Raw genomic sequence first — 25,984 nt, 5'->3', positions numbered from 1 at the left:
TTCGGCGCCCGAAGCCGCCTGCGTGCGCCTGGTCAGGCATATGGCGAAAGCGCTCTGATCGAACCGGCCGCGAGTTCGGCCGACGGCGGGCAAAAGACACCGGTCCCACCGTCGCCGGCCCGCCGCACCACCGTTGACACCCCTCGGATGAGGCCCCTATCGTCGAGCCCAGATATATGTCGGCGGAAGCAACATATTGGTCGCCGATGACAGCAGGTCCAGCTCGAAGGGGAGAACGACCACATGAACAGACACCTCCGTCGCGGGGTCACCGGCGTCGCCGTCGCCGGGCTCACGCTCACGCTCGGCATCGCCGCGGTCCCGGCGCTCGCCGCCGACGATGACCCGTACAAGGTCCTCGTCGTGGGGCAGACCCTCGGCTTCCGCCACTCGCACATCGACGACACGACCAACGCGATCATCGACCTCGGTGAGGCCAACGGCTTCTCGGTCGACGTCTGGGACAGCCGGCAGCCGACGCTGACGCTCACTTCCTCGCCGTTCACCTCCGGTGAGGACCTGTCCCAGTACGCGACGATCATCTTCGCCTCGCCCGTCGATGCGACCAATAACCTCGACCCCAACCGTCCGCGGCTGCTCAACGACGCCGAGCTCGCCGCGTTCCAGGCGTACATCCGCTCCGGCGGCGGTTACGTCGGCCTCCACGCGGCCACCGACTCGATGCACACTGTGCCCTGGTACAGCGAGCTGACCGGCGGCGGCGCGCGGTTCCGCAACCACCCCGCGCAGCAGACCGCGACGATGCGAGTCGAGAGCCCGGGCCACCCGTCAACCACGATGCTGCCGACCGAGTGGGTCCGCTTCGACGAGTGGTACAACTTCACGACCAACCCTCGTGAAGACGTCCATGTGCTGATCACGCTCGACGAGTCGACCTACAACCCCGGGAACGGGGCCATGGGTGCGGACCACCCGCTGGCCTGGTGCCACAACTTCGAAGGCGGCCGGTCCTGGTACGAGGGTGCCGGTCACACCGACGTGTCATGGAGCGACCCGCTCTTCCTCGAGCACATCCTCGGCGGCATCGAGTGGACCGCCGGCGTCGTGACCGGCGGAGGCGACTGCGTCACGTTCGACGAGGTCGACGAGGTCGTGGCCGGACTCGAGGACGGCTCGGTCCGCGTCGAGAAGCTGTCGGGCGACGTCAGCGCCTACCTGGACGCCGCAGAGGCGTCCGCCGCGGCGGACGATCACGCGACCGCGGTCGCCGTGCTGCAGCAGGCGTTCGGCAAGGCGCACGGGCTCCAGGACCCGACGCTGGTCGAGAAGATCGCCGATCTCATCGAGTGGCAGGAGGCTCTGCTCCCCTGATCCTCGGAGTCGCCTGGACGCGCGGATCGGCCACTGCCCTCGGGGACGTGGCCGATCCGTGCGTCGGCCGTGCGGCCGGGGCTAAAGGTCGCCGACGTCGTGCGCCTGCGGGATCACGACGAGCAGGGCTCCGGGGTCGACGCGGGTGCGCACCGAGATGGCCTCGCCGAACTCATCGCCGTCGAGCTGCACCGGCTGGGCGTCGTGCGTGGCGAGCTCGATGCCGGTGCCCCGGGAGTACCGCACCGCGTTGTCCTTGGTGCGCAGGGCAAGCACTCGCCGCCCCGCGCGGAACTTGCGGAGGAAGCTGTTGTCCCACGCGACTCGGCGCCAGACGAAGATCCACCCGAGCGCTCCCTTGGGCTGGATGATGACGATGTCCAGTGCTCCGTCGACGATGGATGCCTCGGGGATGAGCTCGAGCCCCGCCGGCAGCGACCCGCAGTTGGCGAACAGCACGCTCTGCACACGTGCTGAATGCAGGCGAGCTCCGGGCAGCTGGTACATCACGCGGAAGGGCTTTGCGGATGCCAGCGAGCGGGCCGCGCCGTCGACGTAGGCCACCCAGCCGACGGTCTTCTTCAGCTGAGCGCTGGTGTTCGCGATCATCGCGGCGTCGAGGCCGATGCCCCCCATCACGACGAATGCCCGCTCCTCGACCTCGCCGTCGGACCGCTTCAGCTCGGTCCAGCCGATGTCCATCGGAAGGGTCTCACCGTCGAAGACCGCCCGCATCATGGCTTCGGGCTCGGTGAGCGGCAGCTTCAGGTTGCGCGCCAGCAGGTTGCCTGTGCCGCTCGGCACGATCGACAGCGGCACGCCTGATCCGCTCATCGCCTCCGAGACCGCGCGGACGGTCCCGTCGCCGCCGGCGACGAGCACAGCGTCTGCTCCGGCCTCGAGCGCCTGGCGGGTCACGTCGTCGCCGAGATCGTCGACGGTGGTCTCGTAGAACAGGGGCTCGGACCAGCCGGCCTCCGCGGACAGGCGCGTGAGCGTCTCGCGCATCACGTCGCCGTCGGCCTTGATGGGGTTGTAGATGAGCGCTGCCTTGGGGCTCGGCCGCTCCTCGCCGCCCGTGATCGGCTCCGTCTCGCCCTCGCGGCCGACCCGCCGTGCCTCGCCGGTCTCGCCGTCGGTCGTGTCGGGCTCGACGTCCTCGGGCTCGCGGATGACCTGGTCGGGTTCGGCTGCCTCCGCCGGATCGGGCGCATCCGGCTTTCCGGAACCCTCACCCGCCGGGGACGTTCGCGGCCCGGATCCGGACTCCGCCTCCTCGAGCTGCTCCTCGATGGCCTCGTCGACCGCCTCGAGCTCTGCGGTGTCGGGTCCGTCGACATAGATCGCGTCGGCGGGGTGAGCGGGTACGGGTGCGTCCTCGTCCGGCGAGCCGGCGTCGCGGTCGTCGGGAGGGGTCGGCATGTCTACAGCGTATGACCCCGCGCCGGGAATCGGACGGAAACGCCCTCGCACCGGGCAGAGAAGCGCCACTCGGGCGGCGACTAAGCTTGCAGGGTGATCGATCCCGCATTCCTCCGTGAGAATCCCGAGCTGGTCAAGCGCTCGCAGGAGGCCCGGGGAGAGTCGCCCGACACGGTCGATGCGGCACTGGATGCCGATCGCGAGCGTCGCGCGGCGATCACGGCGTTCGAAGAGCTCCGGGCCGCGCAGAACGCGCACGGCAAGCGGGTCGCTCAGGCGCCCAAGGACGAGAAGGCCGCCCTGGTCGCCGAGGCCAAGGACCTCAGCGAGCGGGTCAAGCAGGCCCATCACGCCGTCGGAGTCGCGGAAGCGGCATCCGATGAAGCACTGGCCAGGATCGAGAACATCGTCATCGACGGCGTGCCCGCCGGCGGCGAAGAGGACTTCGTCACCCTGCGCACGCACGGCGAGGTGCCCGCCTTCGACTTCGAAGCGCGCGACCACCTCGCCCTGGGCGAGCTGCTCGGCGCCATCGACATGGAGCGCGGCACCAAGGTCTCGGGCAGCCGGTTCTACTTCCTCACCGGCATCGGCGCGCGCCTCGAGATCGCGCTCATGAACCTCGCACTCGACCGCGCGCTGCAGGCCGGTTTCATCCCGCTGATCCCCCCGACGCTGGTGCGTCCCGAGGTCATGCGCGGCACCGGGTTCCTCGGTCAGCACTCCGCCGAGGTGTACCACCTCGAAGACGACGACCTCTATCTCGTCGGCACCAGCGAGGTCCCCCTCGCCGGGTATCACATGGACGAGATCCTCGACCTCGGCAAGGGCGCGAAGCGCTACGCCGGCTGGTCGACGTGCTACCGCCGCGAGGCCGGCTCCTACGGCAAGGACACCCGCGGCATCATCCGCGTGCACCAGTTCAACAAGCTCGAGATGTTCGTCTATACGACGGCAGCGGATGCCGAGGCCGAGCACCTGCGGCTGGTCGCTCTCCAAGAGGCCCTGCTGCAGGATCTGGGCCTCAGCTACCGGGTGATCGACGTCGCCGCGGGCGACCTCGGCTCCAGCGCGGCGCGCAAGTACGACGTCGAGGCGTGGGTGCCGACGCAGAACGCCTACCGCGAGCTGACCTCGACCTCGAACTGCACGACCTACCAGGCGCGCCGGCTCGACATCCGTCGCCGCCTTCCCGCCGAGCCCGGCAAGGGGAGCGGCAAGACCGAGCACGTCGCGACGCTCAACGGCACGCTCGCGACCACGCGGTGGATCGTCGCCCTGCTCGAGACGCACCAGCGCGAAGACGGCTCGGTCACCGTGCCCGAAGTGCTGCGTCCCTTCCTCGGCGGCCTCGAGGTCATGGAGCCGATCGCGTGAGCGAGGCCCACCTGCCCTCGACCGGATCCGTCGAAGTCGTCGGACCCGACGCGGCGGCAGGGCTCGTCGAGCAGGTCGCGCGCGACACCGAGCAGGAAGCGCGTGTCGAGCAGCTCCTCATCGTGCTCGACATCGACGGCACCGTGATCCTCGAGGACGAGTCGCTGAGCCCGGGCGTGGTCGACGCAGTCGAGCACGCACGCCGGTCGGGTCACGAGGTCATGATCGCGACGGGGCGCAGCTGGGAGGGCACCCACGGCATCCTCGACGCGCTTGCCATCTCGCCCGACTACGTCGTCTGCTCCAACGGGGCCGTCGTGCTCAAGCGCATGGACGAGGACGGTCAGCAGTACGACCGGTGGCATGTCGAGACGTTCGACCCCACCGAGGTGCTCACGCTCCTGCTCGAGCACCTGCCCGACGCGCGGTACCTGGTCGAGCTGCCGGACGGCCGCCGGCTGTTCACCGAGCACCTCGACGACTGGAACCTCATCAACGCCCTGCAGGTGCCGTTCGCCGAGCTCAGCGCCCAGCGGGTCTGCCGCGTCGTGGTCGTGGCGCCCGAGCAGGGCGAGCAGGACTTCGTCGATCTCGTCGACCGCATCGGCCTCACCCAGGTCACGTATGCGGTGGGCTGGACGGCGTGGCTCGACATCGCGCCGCAGGGCGTCGACAAGAGCACCAGCCTCGAGCTCGTGCGCACCGAGCTGGGCATCGATCCCGCTCAGGTCATGGTGATCGGCGACGGCCGCAACGACCTCGGCATGTTCCGGTGGGCGCTCGAGAACGGCGGCCGCGCGGTGGCGATGGAGCAGGGCCCGCAGGAGGTTCGGGATGCCGCGGGCGAGGTGACCGCTTCGGTCGAGGCGGGCGGCGTCGCGGCCGTGCTCCGCGCTCTCTAGCGCGCCTTTCAGAGCTTGCTCAGGCGCCACTGGAAGAATGGGGCGACAGCGCCTCGGCTAGACTCGACGACTGTTCGACGGATGCCTCCTCCGGGAGTCGTCGGTCGGGAGGGTTGTCCGAGCGGCCGATGGACCTGGTCTTGAAAACCAGTGGGCAGCAATGTCCCGTGGGTTCGAATCCCACACCCTCCGCAGACTGAGGGTTTCCCCGCACCGAGAGGACCCCGAGTGACCGAGACGACAAAGCCCGCATCGCGCGGCCGTCGCACGGTCGCTCGGCACGGGGAGCTCACCTCGCCGCACCCGTTCTCGCTGATCATGAAGATCATCGGCGTGATCGTCGCCGTCGTCCTCGTCTCGGGCGCCGGAGTCGCGGCATACGCGGCCTATGACCTCTCGGCGGGCATCGCCGACGAGGCCGTCGCGCTCGAGGGCCAGAAGCCGGTCCCGCCGGACATCGGGGCGATCGAGGGCGGCGTCGATCTGCTGCTCGTCGGCACCGACGAGTGCGAAGAGGAGTTCAAGTACCTGTTCGGCGCGCGCTGCACGGGAGCGGACTCCGAGGGTCAGCTCAACGATGTCAACATGCTCGTCCACATCTCGAACAACCCGCGTCGCGTCACGGTGATCTCGTTCCCGCGCGACCTGATGATCGAGGTGCCGCAGTGCACCCGCGAGGACGGCAGCCAGACCTCGGCGATGAGCAAGGCGCAGATCAACAGCATCTACACCCACGGCGGCCTGTCGTGCGTCGCGAAGACGGTGTCGAGCCTCAGTGGCCAGAGCCTGATCGGCGCCGCGAAGGTCAGCTTCGGGAACGTCATCAACATCACCGACGCGCTGGGCGGCGTCGACGTGTGCATCGGCAACGGCGGCATGCGCGACCGGAACACCGGCATCGACTGGCCCGCCGGCCCTCGCACGATCCAGGGCGTCGAGGCGCTTCAGTTCCTGCGCACGCGCTACGGCCTCGAGAACGGCAGCGACCTGGCGCGCATCAGCAACCAGCAGCAGTACATGTCGAGCCTCGCCCGCAAGCTCGTGAGCGAAGAGACGCTCTCCGACCCGGCCAAGCTGTACAAGCTCGCCACCACGGCCGTCGACAACATCACGCCGAGCGAGTCGCTCGCGAACCCCATGACTCTCGTGCAGATCGCGCTCGCGGTCAAGAACGTGCCGTTCGAGGAGATCGTCTTCGTGCAGTACCCGGTCTATGCCGACCCGGCCGATCCCAACCGCGTCGTCCCGAACGAGGACGCGGCAGCCGAGCTGTGGGCCGCGCTCGCCGCCAACGAGCCGATCAAGGTGACCAACGATCCGAACCGCGGCGGCGGCGTGACGACCGTCGAGCCGACGACTCCTGCGCCCGAGGCGACGCCCGTCCCTGACGCATCCGGCACGCCCGTCCCCGAGCCGACCGAGGCGGTCGTCGAGCTGCCCGATGACATCCCCGGCACATCCGCCGCAGACCAGACCTGCTCGGCCGGCAATCTGAGGGCCAAGAGCTGATGGCCAGCAGGAAGCGCCCCGACGTAACGGGGGCGGCACCGCTCGCGCGTCACGCGATACGGCGGGAGCGGCATCCGATCTTCTCGTTCATCGCGATGGTCGCCGTCGCCGTCGGCGTGGTGGGAGTCAGCGCGACCGGGCTGCTCGCGTTCAACCTCGCCGACGCCGCCACCGCCGTGAACGCCAACGCCGTCGTGCTCGACGAGAACGAGCCGATTCCGCCGTCCCTCGGCGCGATCGAGGGCGGCGTGAACCTGCTCGTAGTGGGGACGGATTCGTGCGAGGGCGCGAACGCGGCCCTCTCCGGTGCCTGCCAGAAGGGCGACACCGAGGGCGAGCGCAACGACGTCACCATGCTCGTGCACATCTCGGACGAGCCTCGCCGGGTGACGGTCGTCTCGTTCCCGCGCGACATGGTGGTGCCGATCCCCGCCTGCCCCGACCCCGAGGGCGGCGAGTTCTCGGCCATGAGCGCGCAGATGATCAACGCGTCGTACGAGTACGGCGGCCTGGCCTGCACCGCGAAGACCGTCGAGGCGCTCATCGGCGACAAGATCGACTTCGCCGCGGCCATACGCTGGACCGGCGTGATCAACATGTCCGACGCCATCGGCGGCGTCGACGTGTGCGTCGCCGGCGACATCAGCGACACGCACACGGGGCTCTCGCTCACGGCCGGCACGCACACGCTCCAGGGCGTTCAGGCGCTCCAGTTCCTGCGCGTCCGCCACGGCATCGGCGACGGCTCGGACCTCGGCCGCATCTCGAACCAGCAGCAGTTCATGTCGTCGATGGTGCGCAAGCTCCAGTCCGACGCGGTGCTGGCCGATCCCGGCCGGCTGCTCAACCTGGCGACCACCGCGATCAGCCAGGTGCAGCAGGAGCAGCTCGTGCTGAGCCAGTCGCTGACCAATCCGACTCTTATGGCGCAGATCGCGATGGCCGTGAAGGACGTCCCCTACGAGGACATCGTGTTCGTGCAGTACCCGACGCGGTACGCCTCGGGCGACGGTGCCAGCCGGGTGCTTCCCGTGAAGGATGCCGCGGCAGTGCTCTTCGCGGCGCTGCAGGCCAACCAGCCCCTCACGCTGACCGGCGACGCCAGCCAGGGCTACGGCGTAGAGGTCACCGGCGAGGCGGTCCAGCCGCCCACGCCGGCGACGACGCCCGAGCCCGCGCCGTCCGGTTCGGCATCCGCCGCTCCCGTCGAGCCGGTCGTTCCCGAGACCCGCGTCGACCTGCCGTCCGAGATCGCCGGGCAGACCGCGGCTCAGACGACCTGCACCGTCCCGGAATAGCTTTCGGTCCGGCTTCGGCCGCAGCCGCGGGGTTTTCGACGATGAGACGTTGCTCATTTCGAAAACTTCGAAAAGGGTTGCGGGAGAAATCTGTTACCGATAACGTCCACCTCATATGTGACACCGCTCGCGGATGAGCGGTGCGTGAGAGGACAGGCGACGTGGACTGGACAACCACCCGAAACAGAACGCGGACGACCGTGGCGGCGCTCAGCGCCGCCGCCGTGATGGGCAGCTGTCTGCTCGTCGTGAGCCCGGCGGCCGCAGACAACGCCGACATCGGCTATCCGTCGTTCACGGGCAGCCCGACCCCGGTGCCGAGCACGGGGGTGACCTACACGCCCGGCAACCAGCTGCAGTCGATCCTCCAGGCGGACCTCGCCGCCGGCGCAGGCGTCAGCCCCGCCAAGGACTTCTGGATGGACGCGATGCTGGCTCGCACCGGCACCGCCGGAAGCTTCGACGACAACAACCAGTGGCTCTTCTCGCGCGGTCGCGCGGCCTTCATGAAGACCCACACTCCCGGCACCCTCGGGTTCCAGGGACAGCTGGCCTACTGGGAGTCGATCGACAACCGCGGCGGCTACACGATCGCCGCGCAGGTCGGCGGTGCGAACGTGACCCTCACCGAGGACACCGCCCAGCGCAAGCAGACCCCCAGCTACTGGCGGAGCGTCCACCGCAACGCCGCGAGCGGCCTCGAGATCGTCCAGACGAAGTTCATCACCGACGCCAATGTGCTCGTGACCAACCTCGAGGTCAAGGCCACCGGCGCCGCGCAGACCGTCACTCTCCGCGCGACCTCGCCGTATGCGACGACCGTCGAGGGAGCGGAGCTCACCGGCACCGTCGCCGCGCTGAACAACCTCACGACGATCTTCCCGCGCTTCTCGGGCGACGGCTTCGCCCCGGATGCCGGTTCCCTCACGCGCACGCTCAGCGTGCCCGCCGGCGGCTCGGCCACGGCGAAGGTCCAGCTCGGCCTGGTCACCAGCGAGATCCCGGCATCCCACACCGACTACGACGCGTACCGCGCCGCGACGCCGGCGGCCGCGTACTCAACGCACGTCACCGCGTACAACCAGTGGTGGGCCGACAACATCCCGTACCTGGACACGCCCGAAGACAACATCGACAAGACGCTCTACTACCGCTGGTGGCTGATGCGGTTCAACTACCTGGATGCCGACATCCCGGGCAACGACTACCAGTTCCCGACGTCCATGGAGGGCGTGCTCGGCTACAACAACGCCATCGTCCTGACGACGGGCATGTTCATCGACGACCTCAAGTACTTCCGCGACCCGATCTACTCGTACGGCCCCTGGGTCTCGGCGGGCGAGACGTCGAAGAGCTACAAGTTCACCGACAACCCCGGCGACCCGGCCAACTGGTCCAACAGCTACACGCAGTACATCTCCGAGGCCGCGTGGCGCTCGTACCAGCTGCACGGCGGCCCCACCGCGATCGCCGAGAACCTGGCCGAGTACGCCGAGTTCGACGTCGAGGGCCTCATCGACGCCTACGACGGCAACGACAACGGCCTCATCGAGTACAACTGGGGCGCCATGACGGGCAACGACGCCGATGCGGTGTCGTTCGACTGGCGTGCCGGCAACCAGGACCGCGCCGAGAACGCGTACCTGTACTCGAACGCGAAGGCGGCGTCCGAGGCGTACCGCCTGGCGGGCAACATCGCCAAGGCCGACGAGATGGACGCGTTCGCCGAGAACGTGAAGGACAAGATCCTCGAGGTCCTGTGGAACCCCGAGACCAACCTCCTCGAGCACGCGATGGCCGACAACGGCGAGCACGTGCCCTGGAAGGAGATCAACAACTACTACCCCTACGCCGTCGGCCTCATGCCGAAGCCGGGCGACGCGGACTACGCCGACGACTACGTCGACGCGCTGCGCCTGTACGCCGACGACAGGGAGTACCCGATCTTCCCCTTCTACACCGCGAACCAGGCCGACAAGGCCGAGGCCGCGGCCGAGGGCGACCCGGGCAGCAACAACTTTTCGGTCATCAACTCGACGGTGACGTTCCGGATGCTGAGCTCCGTGCTGCGCGACTACCCCACCGACGCGATCGATGAGGAGTGGTACAAGAAGCTCCTGTACTGGAACGCCTGGGCGCACTACCAGAACGGCGGTGACAACCGCCTTCCGGACCAGAACGAGTTCTGGTCGGACGGCTCGGCCGACCCGGCGCGGATCGGCTATCGCTCCTGGATCCACCACACGATCCTGGGCGCGACGAACTTCACGATGATCGAGGACGCAATGGGCCTGCGCCCGCGCACCGACGCGAAGATCGAGCTCGACCCGATCGACATCGACTGGGATCACTTCACCGCGAACAACATCCGCTACCGCGACAAGGACCTCACGGTCACGTGGGACGCACCCGGAGGGACGCGCCACTACGGCGACGCGGTGCCCGAGGGCTACTCGGTGTTCCTCGACGGCGTGCTGGCGTTCACGGTCGACGGTCTGGGCAAGGTCGTCTACGACCCCGCGACCGGTGAGGTCACCGCCGAGGACGGCCTGACCGTCACCACGGCGACGACGAGTTCCGTGCAGGCGCCGCAGGAGGTGCGGTTCGGCAACGACGCACGGGTCGTCGACCTGTTCGCCAAGGCGGGAGCGGATGTCGCCGACCAGAGCACCGGCAGCGCCAACCTCGCCGTGGGCAAGGCCGTGACGGCCACCCACTCGGCGGCGAACCGCGCACCGGCTGCGGCGGTCAACGGGAACACGATCAACGAGCCTTTCTGGGGCACGGCCGGATCGCCGAACGCGAAGGACTCGCTCATCATCGAGCTGGGCTCGCCGCAGACGTTCGACGACGTGCGCGCGTACTTCTACAAGACGTCCTCGTCGGCCACGGTCGCCGGGTACGCCGAGCCGTCGATGTACGCGGTCGAGTACCGCTCGGGCGGAGAGTGGCACCCGGTGCCGTCGCAGGCACGCACGCCCGTCTACCCGCGCGGCAACCTGAACCACATCCAGTTCCCCGAGGTCACCGGCGATGCCGTGCGACTCACGGTGACGCACGCCGCCGGGTTCAAGACCGGTGTCAAGGAGGTCCAGGTCTTCAGCACCGGCGTCGAGGCGCCGCCCAGCACGAACCAGGCTCCGCTCGTGGACGCCTGGCTCAAGCCCGGTGTCGCGATCCCCGGTCAGGCCGACCTCGTCGGCTCCGCCAAGGATGACGGCCTGCCCATGGGCGACCTGACCTCGCAGTGGAGCGTGGTCTCGGCCCCGGCCGGCGGCCTCGCGCTGTTCGACGCCCCGACGTCGCCGTCGACCATCGCCCGGTTCACCGCAGCGGGCCAGTACGTGCTGCGCCTGACGTCGACCGACGGCGAGCTGACCACGACCAAGGACGTGACGGTCACCGGCTCGGTGGCGACCCAGGGCACGAACGTCGCCCCGGGTGCCACGCCCACGGCCGAGTACACGGCGAGCTGGAACAACGTCAACGCCGTCAACGACGGACGCGTGCTGCACTCGGGCGGTCAGCAGACCGACCTGTGGGGCACGTGGTCGGGCGCACGCCCGGCGACCCGCTGGCTGCAGTACACGTGGCCGACCCCGGTCCGCGTGGACAGCGTCGAGGTGGCATTCTGGGCCGACCAGACCAACCCGGCCTCGGGCGCGGGCGTCAACATCCCGAAGGCGTGGAAGGCGCAGTACTGGAACGGCACCACGTGGGTCGATGTGACCGGTGCCGACCAGTACGGCATCGCCCGCACGGCGACCAACCTCACGACGTTCGACGCCGTGTCGACGACGCGCCTGCGCCTGGTGCTCAGCGCCGCAGGACCGGGGACGGGCGCAGAGCCCTACGCCGGCGTGGCCGTGAGCGAGTGGCGCGTGTTCGCCGAGGCTCCGGCCGGCATCGAGCCGATCGACGTGCGGACGGCGGTCGGGACGATCCCGGCGCTGCCCGAGCGGGTCGACGCGATCTTCGCCGACGGCAGCCGCTCCGCGGAGCTCGTCGCGTGGGGTCCGATCACCGAGGAGCAGGTGGCCTCGGAGGGCACCTTCGACGTCGTCGGCATCGTCGCGGGCTCGCCCGTGCCGGCCAAGGCGTCGGTCTGGGTCCGTGCCACCGCACCGGGTCAGATCAACTCGGTCGACGCGGCCGCGGTGAAGACCCCGACCGGTGTCGCGCCGCAGCTGCCCGCCACGATCGGCGTGCTGTACAACGACGGCTCCCGTGAGGATCTGCCGGTGCAGTGGGAGGCCGTGGACGCCGCGGACTACGCCACCGACGGCGAGTTCACGGTCGCCGGCACGGTGCAGAGCACGATCGCCGGAACCAAGGCGGCCACCGCGACCGTGACGGTCGGCGAGGGCGGCGGCGAAGGCCCCGACACCACCGTTCCGGTGGCGAGCATCGGGTTCACCCCGGCCGCTCCCGCCGGCGGCTGGCACACCGGTGCCGTCTCGGTCACGGCCTCGGCCACCGACAACCGCGACACGACTCCGACGATCGAGATCTCGGTCGACGCGGGAGCGTGGACGGCGTACACGGCGGCGGTCCCGGTGAACGGCGACGGCACGCACACGGTGCGGGCCCGGGCGACCGATGACGCGGGCAACGTGTCGGCGATCGTCGAGACGGCGTTCAAGATCGACGCCACGGCCCCGACGGTCACGCCGGTCGCCGATGCCACGGCGAGGACGGTCAAGGCGACCGCCACGGACGCCGGATCGGGGGTCGCGGGGCTGCAGTTCCGCATCGACGACGCGACGGAGTGGACGGCCTACACCGGGACGATCCTGGTCGGGCTCGAGGCGACGACCGTGCACCTGCGGGCGACCGACAACGCCGGCAACGCCTCGGCGTCGCAGGCCGTCGAGGTGCCCGAGTCGGACGGCACGCACCGCCGCAACATGGCGCTGCTGGCCACCCCGACCGCCTCGTACACGGCGGGCTGGAACTCGGTCGACGGTCTCAACGACGATGTGGCTCCCACCTCGTCGGGCGACGTGAACCCGAACGACAACGTCAACGTGTGGGGCGCCTGGCCGCAGATCACCGACCAGTGGGTCCAGTACGACTGGACCGAGCCGGTCACGGTCGGCGACCTCGGGGTGTATTTCATCAGCAACCTCGACGCCGGCGGTGCGGGCATCGCGGTGCCCGAGTCGTGGAAGGCGCAGTACCGGGATGGTGCCGGTGCCTGGGTCGATGTCGTGGCCACGTCGGCGTACGGCGTCGCGGTCGACACCTTCAACACGGTGACCTTCGAACCCGTCACGACGACCGGACTCCGGCTCGTGCTCGACGCCAAGGGCACCACCGAGGGCCAGGGAAGCCTGGGCATCAAGGAGTGGCAGGTCTTCGAGGTCGCCGGAGCCGCGGCGAAGTTCGACGTCGAGACCACCGTCGCGAACCGGTGCATCGCCGGCAAGTCGACGCTCGTGGCCACCGTCACCAACAACGGCGACGAGCCGGTCAAGGTCGCGCTGACCTCGGCCTACGGCTCGAAGACGTTCGCGGTGATCCGGCCCGGGGCCAAGGCCTCGGCGGCGTTCACCACCCGCGTGAAGAACGTCCCGGCCGGATCGTTCGGAGTCGCCGTCACCGGTGAGATCGACGGGGAGACGGTGACCGAGGAATCGGTCGTCGCCCACGACGCCTTCACCTGCTGATCGACGGGGGAGCGCCGGCCTCGCGCCGGCGCTCCCCCTCACCTCCTCCGAAGGGATCTCCCATGACCTCCTCACCGGATCGGCGCCGGTCCGCCGTCGCCGCACTCGCGATCGCCGCGGGCCTCGTGCTCGCACCGGTCGCCGCCTCTCCCGCACACGCCGGGGCGGCGGCATCCGCTGTTCTTCACTCGACGGATGCCGCTGCCCAGCCGGCACTGCACGTCGGCGTCCGCCAGGCCGCCGTCGGCGATCCGATCCCGGTGACCATCGTCGGCGCCGAGGCCGGAGCCGTGTGGGAGGTGGCGATCGCGTCACCTGAAACCGTCGTCGGGACCGTGACCATCGGCGACGACGGCACCGGCACGACGATGGTCTCGCTGCCGCTCGGCACCGACGCCGGGTCGGTCGAGTTCACCGCGAGTGCGGGGGGCCGGCAGATCTCGAGCTCGCTCAGCAGCGCCGGCGACACAACGGCCGGCGAGGCCGAGGCTCCGGCGACCGCTGCGGACGAACCCGCTGCGACAGTCATCGCGACCCCCGTGGTGATCGGCATCGTCGCCGCGGCAGCCCTCGGGCTGGCGGGCATCGTCACCTTCTTCACCCTGCGCCGCCGGCGCGGGGCATCCGCCTGACTTTTCACCGCATCACCCGCACCAGGAACGAGGACACCGTGGTCTTGAGAACGAAGAGGACCGTCGCCGCTCTGGCGGCGGCGGCCGTGGGGGCGCTGATCGTGTCGCTCGTGCCCCTGTCGCCGGCCGTCGCGGCGACGCAGAACCCGATCATCGGCGACGGGTCGGTGTACTCCGCCGACCCCAGCCTGCTCGCCGACGGCGAGACCCTGTACATCCACGCCGGCCGCGACGAGGCGGGCGCCACCACCAACGACTTCATCATGAACGAGTGGCAGGCGTTCTCGACCAGCGACGTCGACAGCGGCACGTGGCAGCACCACCCCTCGCTGATGCGCCCTGAGACCGTGTTCGACTGGGCGACGCCCGGCCGCGCCTATGCCGGCCAGGTCGTGAAGGGCGTAGACGGGCGCTTCTACTGGTACGTGCCCGTCCACGAGGCGGCGAGCGCCTCGGCCGACAAGTTCGGCATCGGCGTGGCGGTCTCCGACACCCCGCTCGGCCCATGGACCGACCACGCCGGCGGCCCCATCGTCTCGCAGAGCATCCTGGGCAACGACGCCCACAACATCGACCCGACCGTCCTCGTCGACGGCGGCCGCGTGTGGATGTACTGGGGCAGCTTCGGGCGACTCATGGCCACCGAGCTGCAGGCCGACATGAAGACCCGCATCGGCACCCACGCCACGATCTCCGGCGGCATCACCGGGTTCTTCGAGGCCCCGTGGCTGTTCGAGCGCGACGACACCTACTACCTGGCGTACGCCGGCAACAACGCCGGGCCCACGAGCACGTGCACACCCGCGAACTACCACGCATGCATCTCGTACTCGACGGCCTCGAGCCCGCTCGGACCGTGGACCTACCGCGGCCGCATCCTGGCTCCGGTCTCGTCGACCACGAGCCACCCGGCGATCGCCGAGTTCCAGGGGCAGTGGTACATGGCGTACCACACGGCCGACGCCGTCGGCGGCAACCACTTCCGCCGCTCGGTCGCCATCGACAAGCTCGAGTGGGACGACACCCAGACCCCGGCGCGCATCCTGCCCGTCGTCACGACGCCCGAGCGCGGTGTGAACCTGACGCCACGGTCGAACGTGGCACCGTGGGCCACGGCATCCGCGTCGAACGAGCCGATCCCGACGCAGTACTGGATCAAGGCGCTCAACGACGAGATCATCCGCCCCAACCCGCTGCCGCCGGACATGTGGGGCAGCTGGACGGGCACGCGCCCCGCGCAGCAGTGGATCCAGTACGACTGGGACGCCCCGGTGCGCGTGGACCGTGCCCGCATCAAGTTCTGGCGCGACCTGGCGCCCGGCACCGGCAACGGCGTCTCGGATCCGTCGTCGTGGGTGCTGCAGTACTGGGATGCCGGCGTCTGGAAGGACGTCCCGAACCCGAGCGGCTACCCGACCACGACCACCGCGGTGCATCAAGTGACCTTCGGCGCCGTGACGACCACGCGGCTGCGCGCCGTGCTCAACGCCTCGCCGAACTCGGCGACGCCTCCGCAGTACTCGGCGCTCGCCGTCGAGGAGTGGGAGGTGCACGCGGCACAGCCCGACGCCGTCGCGCCGGTCGAGGTGCAGACCGTCGTCGGCACCGCACCCGAGCTGCCCGAGACCGTGGCGCTGCAGTACGGCGCCGAGTCCGTGGCGACGCCCGTGCGCTGGGATGCCGTGGACCCGGCGGACTTCGCCGCAGCGGGTGAGTTCACCGTCGGCGGCTTCGTCGAGGGGTATGCCGGGGGCCGCGCGACCGCGACGGTGACCGTGCTCGGTGAGAGCCCGTGGCGTGCCAACCTGGCGCTCACCGGCGACGCCGCTGCCGAATCGACGGCCGAGGGGTCATCGACGGCCGCGCTGAACGACGGCGCGATCGCGTACACCGGGTCTGAGCACCCGGTGTGGCGGTCGACCGGCGACGCCGACACGACCTGGGCCGGCTACACGTGGGCCGAGCCCGTGCGGGTCGACGGCGTGACGGCGCACTTCTGGAGCGACGTCGCCGGACCGGACGCGGGCGAGGGCACCGCGGCTCCTGAGTCGTGGACCGTGCAGGTGCTCGTCGACGACGAGTGGCGGGACGTCACCGGAGCGAGCGGCTACCCGACCGAGCGAGAGGCGCCCAACGCCGTGACGTTCGACGCGGTCGTGGCCACCGGCATCCGTGCCGTGCTCACCGCGCAGTCCGATGGGACGATCTCCGCAGCTGTCGGCCTGAGCGAGCTGCAGGTCCTCGGCGAGACCCTCGACGTCGCGGCGCCCGAGGTGGCGCTGACGGCGACCGGGGTCGAGGGTGCGAACGGGTGGTACCTCTCACCCGTGACCGCGCGGGCCACCGCCACCGATGACCGGGATGTGCGCACGCGCATCGAGGTCGCCGTCGACGGCGGCGCGTGGCAGGCCACCGACAACGTGCGCTTCGCCGAGGCGGCGGTGACGGGCGACGGCTCGCACGCGGTCACGGCACGGGCGACGGATGCCGCGGGCAACACGTCGGCCGAGGCATCCCTCACCGTCCGCATCGACGCGACCAAGCCCAGCGTCGCCGGCACGTTCGACGTCGCGGCCCGCACCGTGAGTGCGACTGCCGCCGACGCCGGATCGGGGATCACGGGCATCGAGTACGCCGTCGACGCTCCCACCGGGTGGCAGGCCTACACCGGCGCGGTGGTGATGGACGAGCAGCGGCACGTCGTGTATCTGCGATCGAAGGATGCCGCGGGCAACGTCTCGGCGCTGTCCACGGTGTCGGTGCCGCTGTCGTCGACGGCTCCCCTCGAGGGCAACATCGCGCCGATCGCGACGCCGACCGCCTCGTACACCTCCGGGTGGAACTCGGTCAACGCGGTCAACGACGAGTCGCTCACGGGCGCCTCGTGGGGCACCTGGCCGAACGTCGGAGAGCAGTGGGTCCAGCTCGAATGGGACCGCGTCGTCACCGTCGACAAGGCCGGGGTGCTGTTCTTCCGCGATGCGGCCGACACCGCCAACGCGGGCATGATCCCGCCGAAGGAGTGGAAGCTGCAGTACGTCGACCTGGCGACAGGGCAGTGGGTGGATGTCGCCGCCGACGGCGCCTACGGCCGCTCGTCGACGACGATCAACGAGGTCACGTTCGCCGCGGTCACCACGACGAAGCTGCGCGCCGTCATGCAGGCATGGGGCACGGCGAGCGGCGGGGGCTCGAGCGGGATCCTCGAGTTCCAGGCGTGGGCCGCCGCGGCGCCGCCGGCGATCGACGTCGCGTTCGCGGTCACCGGTCGCTGCGTCGCCGGCAAGGTCACGCTGGTCGTCTCGGCGACGAACGACAGCGAGATGCCGGTCGGCCTCGCGGTCCAGACGCCGTTCGGCGCCAAGACCGTCGCCGCCATCGACCCGGGCAAGCGCTCGGCGCACGCGTTCACCACGCGCCGTGCGATGGTCGAGCCCGGGACCGTGACGGTCGTCGCGACCGCCGTGGTCGACGGCGAGACCGTGACGCGGGAGTACACCGTCGCCTACGACGGCGTCACCTGCTGACCCGTTGACACCGGCTCGTGCCCGGGGCAGGCGGTTGCCCCGGGCACGATGTCGTGGTCATGCAGTCGGCGCGCCGTCGGTCGCGCGGCGGAACCTCGCCGCGAGGCGGTCGAGCGCGAGGCTCAGCTCATCTCCCTCGATCACCTCGATGTCGACGCCGAGCTGTGCCATCCACAGCGCGAGGCGGTCCGGGTCGTCCGACCCCACCTCGATTCGGCACGTCGACTCGTCGATCGCCTCGATGTCGACGGGAACGACGATCTTCGCGGCGACTTCTGCGGCGGACGCGTGCACCAGCACCCGCGCCCGGTAGGTCCAGCCTGCCCGCATGACGCGTCCGACGACGTGCCGGACGAGATCGGCCTCGGGAATCACTCGTGGCCGGAAACGGACACCCGTCGGTCCGCGCGGCACCATGCGATCGACGCGGAACACCCGCCAGTCGTCGCGGTCGAGATCCCAGGCGAACAGATACCAGAGCGCCCCCCAGTTCACGAGTCGCTGCGGCTCGGCGTGGCGCCCCTCCTCACTGCCCCCGGGCTTGGTGTAGCCGAAGCGGATCCGTTCGTGGCCGCGGATCGCTGTCGCGACCGCGCTGAGCACCGTCAGGTCCAGTGGCGGCTCGGCTCCCGGGACGACGCTCGTCGCCCCGCGGACCGCGTCGACCCGCCGGCGCAGGCGCGAGGGCATCACCTGCTCGAGCTTCGCGAGCGCGGTGAGCGATGTCTCCGCGACGCCCAGCCGCCAGGTCGCGACCGCTCCCAGCCCGACCGCGACGGCGACGGCCTCGTCGTCGTCGAGAAGCAGCGGCGGCATCGCGGTGCCCGCGGCCAGCCGGTACCCGCCCGCGACGCCGGGACGCGCGTCCACCGGATAGCCGAGCGAGCGCAGCTTGCCGATGTCGGCGCGCACGGTCCGCGTGCTCACCTTCAGGCGGTCGGCGAGCTCTGAGCTCGTCCAGTCGCGCCTGACCTGGAGCAGTGAGAGCAGCTCGAGCAGGCGGGCCGAGGTCTCCAGCATGGTCCGATCATCTCAGCAATCGCGGAAGCTGATCTTCCGCGTTGATCGGAACAGTGGAAGTCATGATCCAGAGCAACGCACTGACCCCCTTCCATGTCGACATCGCGCAGACGGACATCGACGACCTCCGCCTCCGGCTGGAGCACACGCGCTGGCCGCACCCGACACCCGGCCGAGACGATCGCGCCGACTTCAGCCGCGGCATCCCGCTGGTGTACCTGCAGGAGCTCGCCGACTACTGGCGCGACGGGTTCGACTGGCGTGCGCAGGAGGCGAGGCTCAACGCGTTCGAACAGGTGCTGACCGTCGTGGACGGCCAGACCTTCCATGTCGTGCACGTGCGGTCGGCGAATCCGGATGCCGTCCCGCTGGTCCTGAACCACGGCTGGCCGAGCTCATTCGTCGACTACCAGCGACTGATCCCGCTGCTCGCGGACGACTTCCACGTCGTCATCCCCTCGCTGCCCGGATTCGGCCTCTCGACACCGTTGTCCGGCACCGGCTGGGAGCTGTCGCGGACGGCGGACGCCTATGCCGAGATCATGACGCGTCTGGGCTATGAGCGGTTCGCGGTGCACGGCACCGACGTCGGTGCCGGCACCTCCGGACGCCTCGCCGCCGTCTACCCGGAGCGCGTCATCGGCATGCACCTCGGTGCCGATCGCCTCGTGCTCGGACTGCTCGGCGACAAGTTCCCCTACCACCCGGACGGACTGTCCGCGGCCGAGATCGCCGAGGTTGAGGCGATGCGCACCGAGGCCGCAGCTGAGAAGGGCTATCTCGCGATGCAGGACCATCGTCCTGACACGATCGGGCCTGCGCTGACGGACTCACCGATCGCTCAGCTGGCGTGGATCGTCGAGAAGTTCAAGACCGCGACGGACGACGGGTACCGGTCGCCGGATGAGACCGTCGACCGCGATCAGCTGCTCACGAACGTCAGCCTGTACTGGTTCACCCGCAGCGGCGCCTCGAGCGCGCAGTTCTACTACGAGGCGGAGCATTCCGGACTCCCGATCGCCATGGCCGCCGGCGTGCCGACCGGCTGGGTCGTGTTCAACACGCACCCGCTCGTGCGACGCGCGATGGACCCGTGGAATGCGGTCGGCCACTGGACCGAGTACTCGGTGGGTGGCCACTTCCCCGCCATGGAGGAGCCGCAGCTGCTCGCCGACGACATCCGCTCCTTCTTCCGCGGCCTGTCCTGACTTCTCATGGCGCGCGTCGTCTGATGCGCTGCTCGTGCCCGGGGCAGGCGGTTGCCCCGGGCACGATGTCGTGTCTCGCCGGCTAGCGCCGCACGGTCACGGTGACCGGTGCGCTCACCGTGGAGCCGGCCGCATTGGCGAACTCCACCCGATAGACGTGCTTGCCCTTCGTCGCACCGACCACGTCGAGCAGGGCGCTCTGCGGACCCGGCGTGTTCGCCGTGAGCACACCCTCGCCGATCACGGCATCGCCTTCCAGGAAGCGGTACGACGTCGCGTTGGTGCCCCACCAGAGGTTGGCGGTGAGCGTGAACGTGCGGTCGCCGTCGTGGTTGTCATGGCTCAGGACGGGCTTCGCCGGGGCGGCGTCGCTGACTTTCACCTTGAGGCTCGTCGTCGCTGTCACGCCCTTCGAGTTGACGAGCTCACCGGTGTACACGTACGTCCCGTTCGGCTTGCCCGACACCGGCACGCTCGCGCGCTGAGCGGAGAATCCGCCGTACGGCAGCGGCACGGCCGCGACGAGCACGCCGTTCTCGAACAGACGGAACTCCGTCGCGTTCTGACCCCACCACAGGTTCATGGTGACGTTGTAGTCGCCGTCGGCCAGCCCGGTGTCCCATCCGTTGTCGTGCGACAGGACTCCCTTGGCGGGGGCGAACGCCGCCCCGTCGGGGACGACGACCGCCGCGCTCCACTCCGACTTCGGTCCCTCGCCGGCGCTGTTGACGGCGCTGACGGCGAACCGGGCGCTCGTTCCCGGCGCCAGGCCGGTGACCGCAGCAGACGTCGTCGACGCCGTCGCGACGGGGGCCTCGACCCCCTCGCGGTAGACCCGGTACTCGCTGACCGGTGCGCCGCCGTCCTCCGCCGGCGCGGTCCACGCCACCGTCGCCCCGTCGGCCGTGGCCGTCGCGGTGACCTCCGTCGGAGCACCCGGTACCTCCAGCGGTGCGGGGACCTTCCACATCGTCGGCGTGATCGGGGTGACGGTGATCGCCTGGATCATCGCGCTGCCGCCCTCGGACCACGCCGTGATGTCGTCCGCCCCGGCGTTCGGGAAGACCTGGTCCGTGATCGTGACGCGGCCGTCGGCGGCGAACAGCTCCACCGATGCCCGGTCGAGATACAGCTCCAGGGTGACGGTCCCGTCCTCGTCGAGCGCGACGGGCGCGTCCTCGACCGAGGCGAACGCGGGGTGGAAGCCCACGTTGCCCGAGTCGCGGCGGTCGACGAAGACGCGTTCGGTGTTCGCGTCGTAGCCGATGCGGGTGCCCGTCTCGCCGTCGCCGAAGACGACGATGCCGGCGCGGTCGGCGTCACCGGGCTGCAGCGTCAGGTCGATCTTGACGACCTCGCCCGACAGGTCCAGCCCGGTGTCGCCCGTCACGGCCACGTCGGAGCGCGTCTGTGCGACGTCGGTCCGCAGCTGCTCGTCGATCTGGGAGACGACCTTCTGCGTGAGCCGCGGTCCCTCGGGCGTCTCGGTGAGCGAGACCTCGCGGGGCAGGGTCATCGAGCTGCGCCAGGGCGACGTGGGGATGTCGTTGGCGTAGTCCCAGTTGTTCATCCAGCCCTGCATGATGCGCGTCGTGCTGTCCGGCGTGCCGAAGTACGAGACGGTCGCGTAGTAGTCGCGGCCCCAGTCGAGCCAGTCGTAGCTCTCCAGGCGCGTGGGGGCCGCGGCATCCGATGTCATGACCTGGTCGATCAGGATGTGCCCCCACCCACCGCGGTTGTTGTCGACGACGCGGACGGTCGCCTGCTTCCCGGCGAACTCCCTCACGTCCCAGCTGGTCCAGTCGAGGTGCTCGCTGTCCGAGCCGGTGGCGGACCGGACGATCTCGCCGTCCACGACGAGGTTCACGGACGTCTCGTCGCTGCGCAGCTTCGACTCGACATCGCCGACCACGACGTGGTCGAAGGTGAGGTGGCCCCACCCGCCGGTCGCCTCGTCGCGGATCCGGATCTGCGCCTGCTCGCCCGCGAACTCGGACACGTCCCACGACGCCCAGTTGAGAGCGCCCGACTCCGGGCCGGTCTTGGTCCTGACCACGGCGCCGTCGACGACGAGCTCCGCCTGAAGCGTGCCGTCGGTGCGCTTGCCTCCGCCGATCAGGAACGAGACGTAATCGCCGTCGAGCGTGAACTCGGGGGAGAGCAGCTCGCCGACGTTGTCGTCGCCGCGCGGTCCGCCTTCCCAGGTGTTCAGCCGCTTGGCGCCGAGGTACTGCTCACCTCCGTTGGTCGAGGGATTGCGCGCCGGATCCGTGGCGAAGTCGCCCGTGATCTGCCAGCCCGAGTCGGCCAGGGTCTGGCCGTCGGGCAGCTCGAAGTCGAAGATCGTGGTGCCGGCCGGCGGATCGTTGGTCAACTGGGATCCCGCGACGTGGGGGTGCCGGCCGCCGCCGACGAGCAGGTTGACGTAGTCGTCCGAGACGGTGAACGCCGGCGACTCGAGGGTGCCGATCGGCCAGTCGCCGTCGTAGAAGCCGTTCACCAGTCCGGCGCCGACGAAGCCCGTGACGGTGTTCTGGCCGGGGAGGGTGCCGGCCGGGGGCTGAAGGCCCCACGGTCCGTTCAGCCAGTTGCCCGGCTCGTTGGACACGGTCCAGCCTTCGAACGTGCCGCCGTCGAAGCCGGCGAGCACGTCGCCCTCAGGAAGCGCTTGAGCGCCCTCGGTGCTCTCGCTGGTGAATGTGGTCCCGTCGAACTCGCCGACGAAGTACTGGCCCCCGCTGCCTCCGGCGACCGCGCCGGGGTTGAGGTTGACGACCATCACCCACTTGGTGTTGTTCGGGTCACCGTCGACGGGCAGCTCGAACAGGTCGGGGCACTCCCAGATCCCGCTCGTGGAGTTGGCGGGCCCGAAGTCGGACAGGTGCTCCCAGTCGCGCAGGTTGGAGCTCTTGTAGAGCACGACCTTGTGGTCGGTCGCCTCGACGGCCGCCATCACCCAGTACTGCCCGGCGGGACCGTCGTACCAGAAGACCTTCGGGTCGCGGAAGTTCGCCGACGCGCGGTCGAGGACCGGGTTGTTCGCGTACTTCTCCCAGGTGTAGCCGCCGTCCAGGCTGTACGCCAGCGACTGCGCCTGCCGACCGGCGAGCGTCGGGTGAGCAGCCTCGTAGGCGCTCGTGTAGATCGCGACGAGCGGCGCTTCGCCGCCCTCGCCGAACCCGGACGTGTTGTTCTCGTCGATCACGACGGACCCAGAGAAGATGCTCTCGATCGCCTGGCCCTGCTCGTTGAACGTCTGCGGGATCGCGATCGGCTGCTCGGTCCACGTGAGCAGGTCGCTGCTGGTCGCGTGACCCCAGCTCATGTTGCCCCACCGGGTGCCGCTGGGGTTGTGCTGGAAGTACAGGTGATACAGCCCGTCGGCGTAGACGAGACCGTTGGGGTCGTTCATCCAGTTCTTCTCCGGTGAGAAGTGGACGAGCGGGCGATACGCCTCATCGCCCGGTGGCACCTCGGCGGATGCTGCGGGGGCGGCCATGCCCAACGTCGTGATGAGGGCCATGGTCGCAGCGACCGCGACGGCCGCCTGCTTCTTCGTTCCTGGACGCATTCCGGCTCTCCGGTGGTGCGTCATCGTGGAGTCCTTCACTCGCTCTCCCTTGTGCGTGGCTGCCTGTCGCAGCCGACTGACATCGATGTCATGCGGACGGGAGCGATGCTAGACACTGTCCAGCGGACAATGCAAGAGCCCAGATCGGATGCCGACAACGATGGCAGCCGAAACGCGGAGGCTACGAGGGGCGGATCTCTCCGCTGCCGCGAGGGATGAGCGTGGTGGGGATCACCGTGTGGCGAGCAGGGCCGGAGTCGCCTTCGAGCCGCGCGAACACGTGCTCGATGGCGACCCTGCCGATCTCGTAGGGGTGCTGCGCGACGACGGTCACGCCCGGCTCGAGGAGGTCGGCCAGGGGGATGTCGTCGAACCCGATGAGGGCGACGGAATGCTGCAGGCCGGCGGCGCGCAGGGCGTGCACGGCTCCCACCGTGACAAGGTTCTGGGCGCTGAAGACCGCCGTCGGCCTGTCGGGGCCCGTCAGCAGGCGCGCTGTCGCCTCCTCCGCGGAGGCCGCGTCGTGGAGATCCATCACGGTGAGGGTCTCTGATGTCGGGATCCCGGCCTGGCCGATGGCCTCGAGGAAGCCTTCCCGACGCTCGTGAGCGGTCTGAAGGTCGCTGCGGTCCGCCAGCAGCGCGATGCGCCGGTGCCCGCGGGCGATCAGGTGCGCCGTCGCCTTGGCCGCGCCCTCGCGGTTGTCGCTGGTCACGCTGTCGAGCTCGACATCGATGGGCCTTCGGTCGACGAAGACCGCCGGGATGCCGCGGTCGCCGAGCGTCGTGACATAGTCGGGCCGGGGTCGCGCCGTGGTGAGGACGAGTCCGTCGACGCGACGCTGAAGAAATGCCCGGACGGCGGACTCCTCTCGGCGCGGGTCGTCGTCGAGGCTGGAGGCGAACACGGCGATGCCGCGCTCCACGGCGGCGTCTTCGACGGCGCGGTGGATGGCGCCGGAGAACGGGTTGTCGACGCTGCCCACGAGAAGCCCGAGGGTCCGCGTACGGCCGTCCATCCGGCGCAGGCTGCCCGCCTGAAGGTCGAGGTGGTAGTCCAACGCGCGCACTGCGGCGTTCACTCGATCCGCCGTCTCGGGGGCCACGTTCGGCTCGTTGTTCAGTACGCGGGACACCGTCTTGATCCCCACGCCGGCGAGGGCGGCGACCTGCTTCATGGTCACGCGCGGTGAGTTCGACATCGATGTCACGGTTTGGTTTCGCTCCTTGTTCGCACTTGACACTAGCGAACAAGTCGACTAAATCCTTAACTGACATCGTTGTCATGTCGACGACGACCTGCCGAGAGGAATTCAATGAGGAATCACATGAAGGCGAAGCGCTCCGCGCTCACGTTCGCCGCGGTTTCTGCTGTGGCCGTTCTGGGGCTCACGGGATGTGCGGGCAACGGCGCAGCCGGTGGAAGCTCCGCGGATGCCGATGCCGACGGCATCGGTGTGTCGCTGATCGTGAAGACCAACTCCAACCCCTTCTTCGTGGCCATGCAGGAAGGCGCTCAGGCCGCGGCCGAAGAGAGCGGCGTGAACCTGACGCTCGCCGCCGGCAAGGAGGATGGCGACGAGGACACCCAGATCCAGGCCATCGAGGCCGCGATCTCGAAGGGCGACGCGGGCATCCTGATCACGCCGAACGGCCCCGCCGTGCTCGACGCCGTGCAGAAGGCGCGCGACGCCGGCCTGTTCGTCATCGCGCTGGACACCGTGCCGGACCCCGCGGACGCGGTGGACATCACGTTCGCCACCGACAACTTCCTCGCCGGCCAGTACATCGGCCAGTGGACCGCGGAGACGCTCGCCGGAGAGGATGCCGTCATCGGCATGATCGATCTCTTCGACGACAAGGCCGTGAGCGTCGACTACAACCGCGACCAGGGCTTCCTCGACGGCATGGGCATCGACCTCGCCGACGAGACGGTGAACGGCGACGAGGAGTCGACCGGCACCTACTCGGGCGGCCAGGGCGGCAGCTACACGCTCGTCGGAAACGAGGCGTCGCAGGGCGCCGAGGACGGCGGCCGGACCGCGATGGAGAACCTGCTCGCGAAGAACCCCGACATCAACGTCGTCTACACGATCAACGAGCCGGCCGCCTACGGCGCGCACCAGGCGCTCGAAGCCGCGGGCAAGAGCCCCGAGGACGTCATCGTCGTCTCGATCGACGGCGGCTGCGCTGGCGTCGGTCAGGTCGCCGACGGCATCATCGACGCGACGAGCCAGCAGTACCCGGTGAAGATGGCCGAGCTCGGAGTCGAGGCGATCGTGCAGCTGGTCGAGACCGGCACCGCCCCCGAGACGTCCGACGGACTGGACTTCTTCAACACCGGTGTGGCCCTGGTCACCGACAGCCCGGTCGACGGCGTCGAGTCCATCGACACGGCCGAGGCCGCGGAGATCTGCTGGGGCGGCGAGTAAACACCCCTCTCGAGTGAGGATGCCGCGTACCGGCCGCGCCGGGCGCGGCATCCTCACCCCACATCACGCGCGATGACGCGTCGTAC

General features: G+C 69.7%; 14 protein-coding genes and 1 tRNA gene. 11 read left to right on the top strand and 4 right to left on the bottom strand.

Annotated features, from left to right (window positions below; translation table 11 throughout):
* Window positions 1–243: 243 nt before the first annotated feature.
* The gene (locus ASD56_RS02830; RefSeq protein ID WP_055960909.1) at window positions 244–1,332 is read left to right on the top strand and encodes a ThuA domain-containing protein; all 1,089 of its coding nucleotides are present in this window, start codon (window positions 244–246) and stop codon (window positions 1,330–1,332) included.
* A gap of 81 nt (window positions 1,333–1,413) precedes the next feature.
* Here ASD56_RS02830 and ASD56_RS02825 read toward each other — a convergent pair whose 3' ends face one another.
* Entirely contained in the window at window positions 1,414–2,754 is a 1,341-nt protein-coding gene (locus ASD56_RS02825; RefSeq protein WP_082541212.1) for a diacylglycerol kinase family protein, read from the bottom strand.
* A 93-nt stretch (window positions 2,755–2,847) separates the two neighbouring features.
* Here ASD56_RS02825 and serS point away from each other — a divergent pair, with 93 nt between their 5' ends.
* The 8 genes from serS (at window position 2,848) to ASD56_RS16325 (ending at window position 17,668) form a co-directional block, all read left to right on the top strand.
* A complete protein-coding gene (gene serS / locus ASD56_RS02820) occupies window positions 2,848–4,131 on the top strand; it encodes a serine--tRNA ligase (protein ID WP_055960907.1) in 1,284 nt (427 codons plus the stop codon).
* Window positions 4,128–5,033 carry an HAD family hydrolase gene (locus ASD56_RS02815; protein ID WP_055960905.1) on the top strand — a complete coding sequence of 302 codons (906 nt, stop codon included), beginning with the start codon at window positions 4,128–4,130 and terminating at the stop codon, window positions 5,031–5,033. Before serS ends, ASD56_RS02815 begins: the two co-directional genes overlap by 4 nt.
* Window positions 5,034–5,140: 107 nt before the next feature.
* Window positions 5,141–5,225: transfer RNA gene (locus ASD56_RS02810), tRNA-Ser, on the top strand.
* Window positions 5,226–5,261: 36 nt separating this feature from the next.
* Window positions 5,262–6,542 carry an LCP family protein gene (locus ASD56_RS02805; RefSeq protein WP_055960902.1) on the top strand — a complete coding sequence of 427 codons (1,281 nt, stop codon included), beginning with the start codon at window positions 5,262–5,264 and terminating at the stop codon, window positions 6,540–6,542.
* On the top strand, window positions 6,542–7,840 hold the full coding sequence (locus ASD56_RS02800) for an LCP family protein (RefSeq protein ID WP_082541211.1): 1,299 nt from the start codon (window positions 6,542–6,544) through the stop codon (window positions 7,838–7,840). The genes ASD56_RS02805 and ASD56_RS02800 overlap by 1 nt, the downstream gene beginning before the upstream one ends.
* A 200-nt stretch (window positions 7,841–8,040) precedes the next feature.
* Window positions 8,041–13,509, top strand: a complete 5,469-nt coding sequence (locus ASD56_RS02795) for an OmpL47-type beta-barrel domain-containing protein (protein ID WP_235565495.1) — start codon at window positions 8,041–8,043, stop codon at window positions 13,507–13,509.
* A gap of 62 nt (window positions 13,510–13,571) precedes the next feature.
* Window positions 13,572–14,141, top strand: a complete 570-nt coding sequence (locus tag ASD56_RS02790; protein ID WP_055960901.1) for a hypothetical protein — start codon at window positions 13,572–13,574, stop codon at window positions 14,139–14,141.
* Between the two features lie 44 nt (window positions 14,142–14,185).
* Complete coding sequence (locus ASD56_RS16325) at window positions 14,186–17,668, top strand: family 43 glycosylhydrolase (protein ID WP_235565494.1); 3,483 nt, start codon at window positions 14,186–14,188, stop codon at window positions 17,666–17,668.
* Window positions 17,669–17,725: 57 nt separating this feature from the next.
* Here ASD56_RS16325 and ASD56_RS02780 read toward each other — a convergent pair whose 3' ends face one another.
* A complete protein-coding gene (locus ASD56_RS02780; RefSeq protein WP_055960899.1) occupies window positions 17,726–18,688 on the bottom strand; it encodes a helix-turn-helix transcriptional regulator in 963 nt (320 codons plus the stop codon).
* Window positions 18,689–18,750: 62 nt separating this feature from the next.
* Here ASD56_RS02780 and ASD56_RS02775 point away from each other — a divergent pair, with 62 nt between their 5' ends.
* On the top strand, window positions 18,751–19,896 hold the full coding sequence (locus ASD56_RS02775; RefSeq protein WP_055960897.1) for an epoxide hydrolase family protein: 1,146 nt from the start codon (window positions 18,751–18,753) through the stop codon (window positions 19,894–19,896).
* Between the two features lie 82 nt (window positions 19,897–19,978).
* On the opposite strand, the gene ASD56_RS02770 is transcribed toward ASD56_RS02775, so the two are convergent.
* Both ASD56_RS02770 and ASD56_RS02765 read right to left on the bottom strand, forming a co-directional pair.
* Window positions 19,979–23,467, bottom strand: coding sequence for a GH32 C-terminal domain-containing protein (locus tag ASD56_RS02770; protein ID WP_442922371.1), 3,489 nt, complete (start codon window positions 23,465–23,467; stop codon window positions 19,979–19,981).
* A gap of 181 nt (window positions 23,468–23,648) precedes the next feature.
* Window positions 23,649–24,668 carry a LacI family DNA-binding transcriptional regulator gene (locus ASD56_RS02765; RefSeq protein ID WP_082541209.1) on the bottom strand — a complete coding sequence of 340 codons (1,020 nt, stop codon included), beginning with the start codon at window positions 24,666–24,668 and terminating at the stop codon, window positions 23,649–23,651.
* A gap of 126 nt (window positions 24,669–24,794) precedes the next feature.
* On the opposite strand from ASD56_RS02765, the gene ASD56_RS02760 reads away from it, so the two are divergent.
* Window positions 24,795–25,898 carry a substrate-binding domain-containing protein gene (locus ASD56_RS02760; protein WP_082541208.1) on the top strand — a complete coding sequence of 368 codons (1,104 nt, stop codon included), beginning with the start codon at window positions 24,795–24,797 and terminating at the stop codon, window positions 25,896–25,898.
* Window positions 25,899–25,984: the final 86 nt, after the last annotated feature.

Source organism: Microbacterium sp. Root166, assembly GCF_001427145.1.
GTDB lineage: Bacteria > Actinomycetota > Actinomycetes > Actinomycetales > Microbacteriaceae > Microbacterium.
This window is presented reverse-complemented; position numbering and strand designations above follow the sequence as displayed.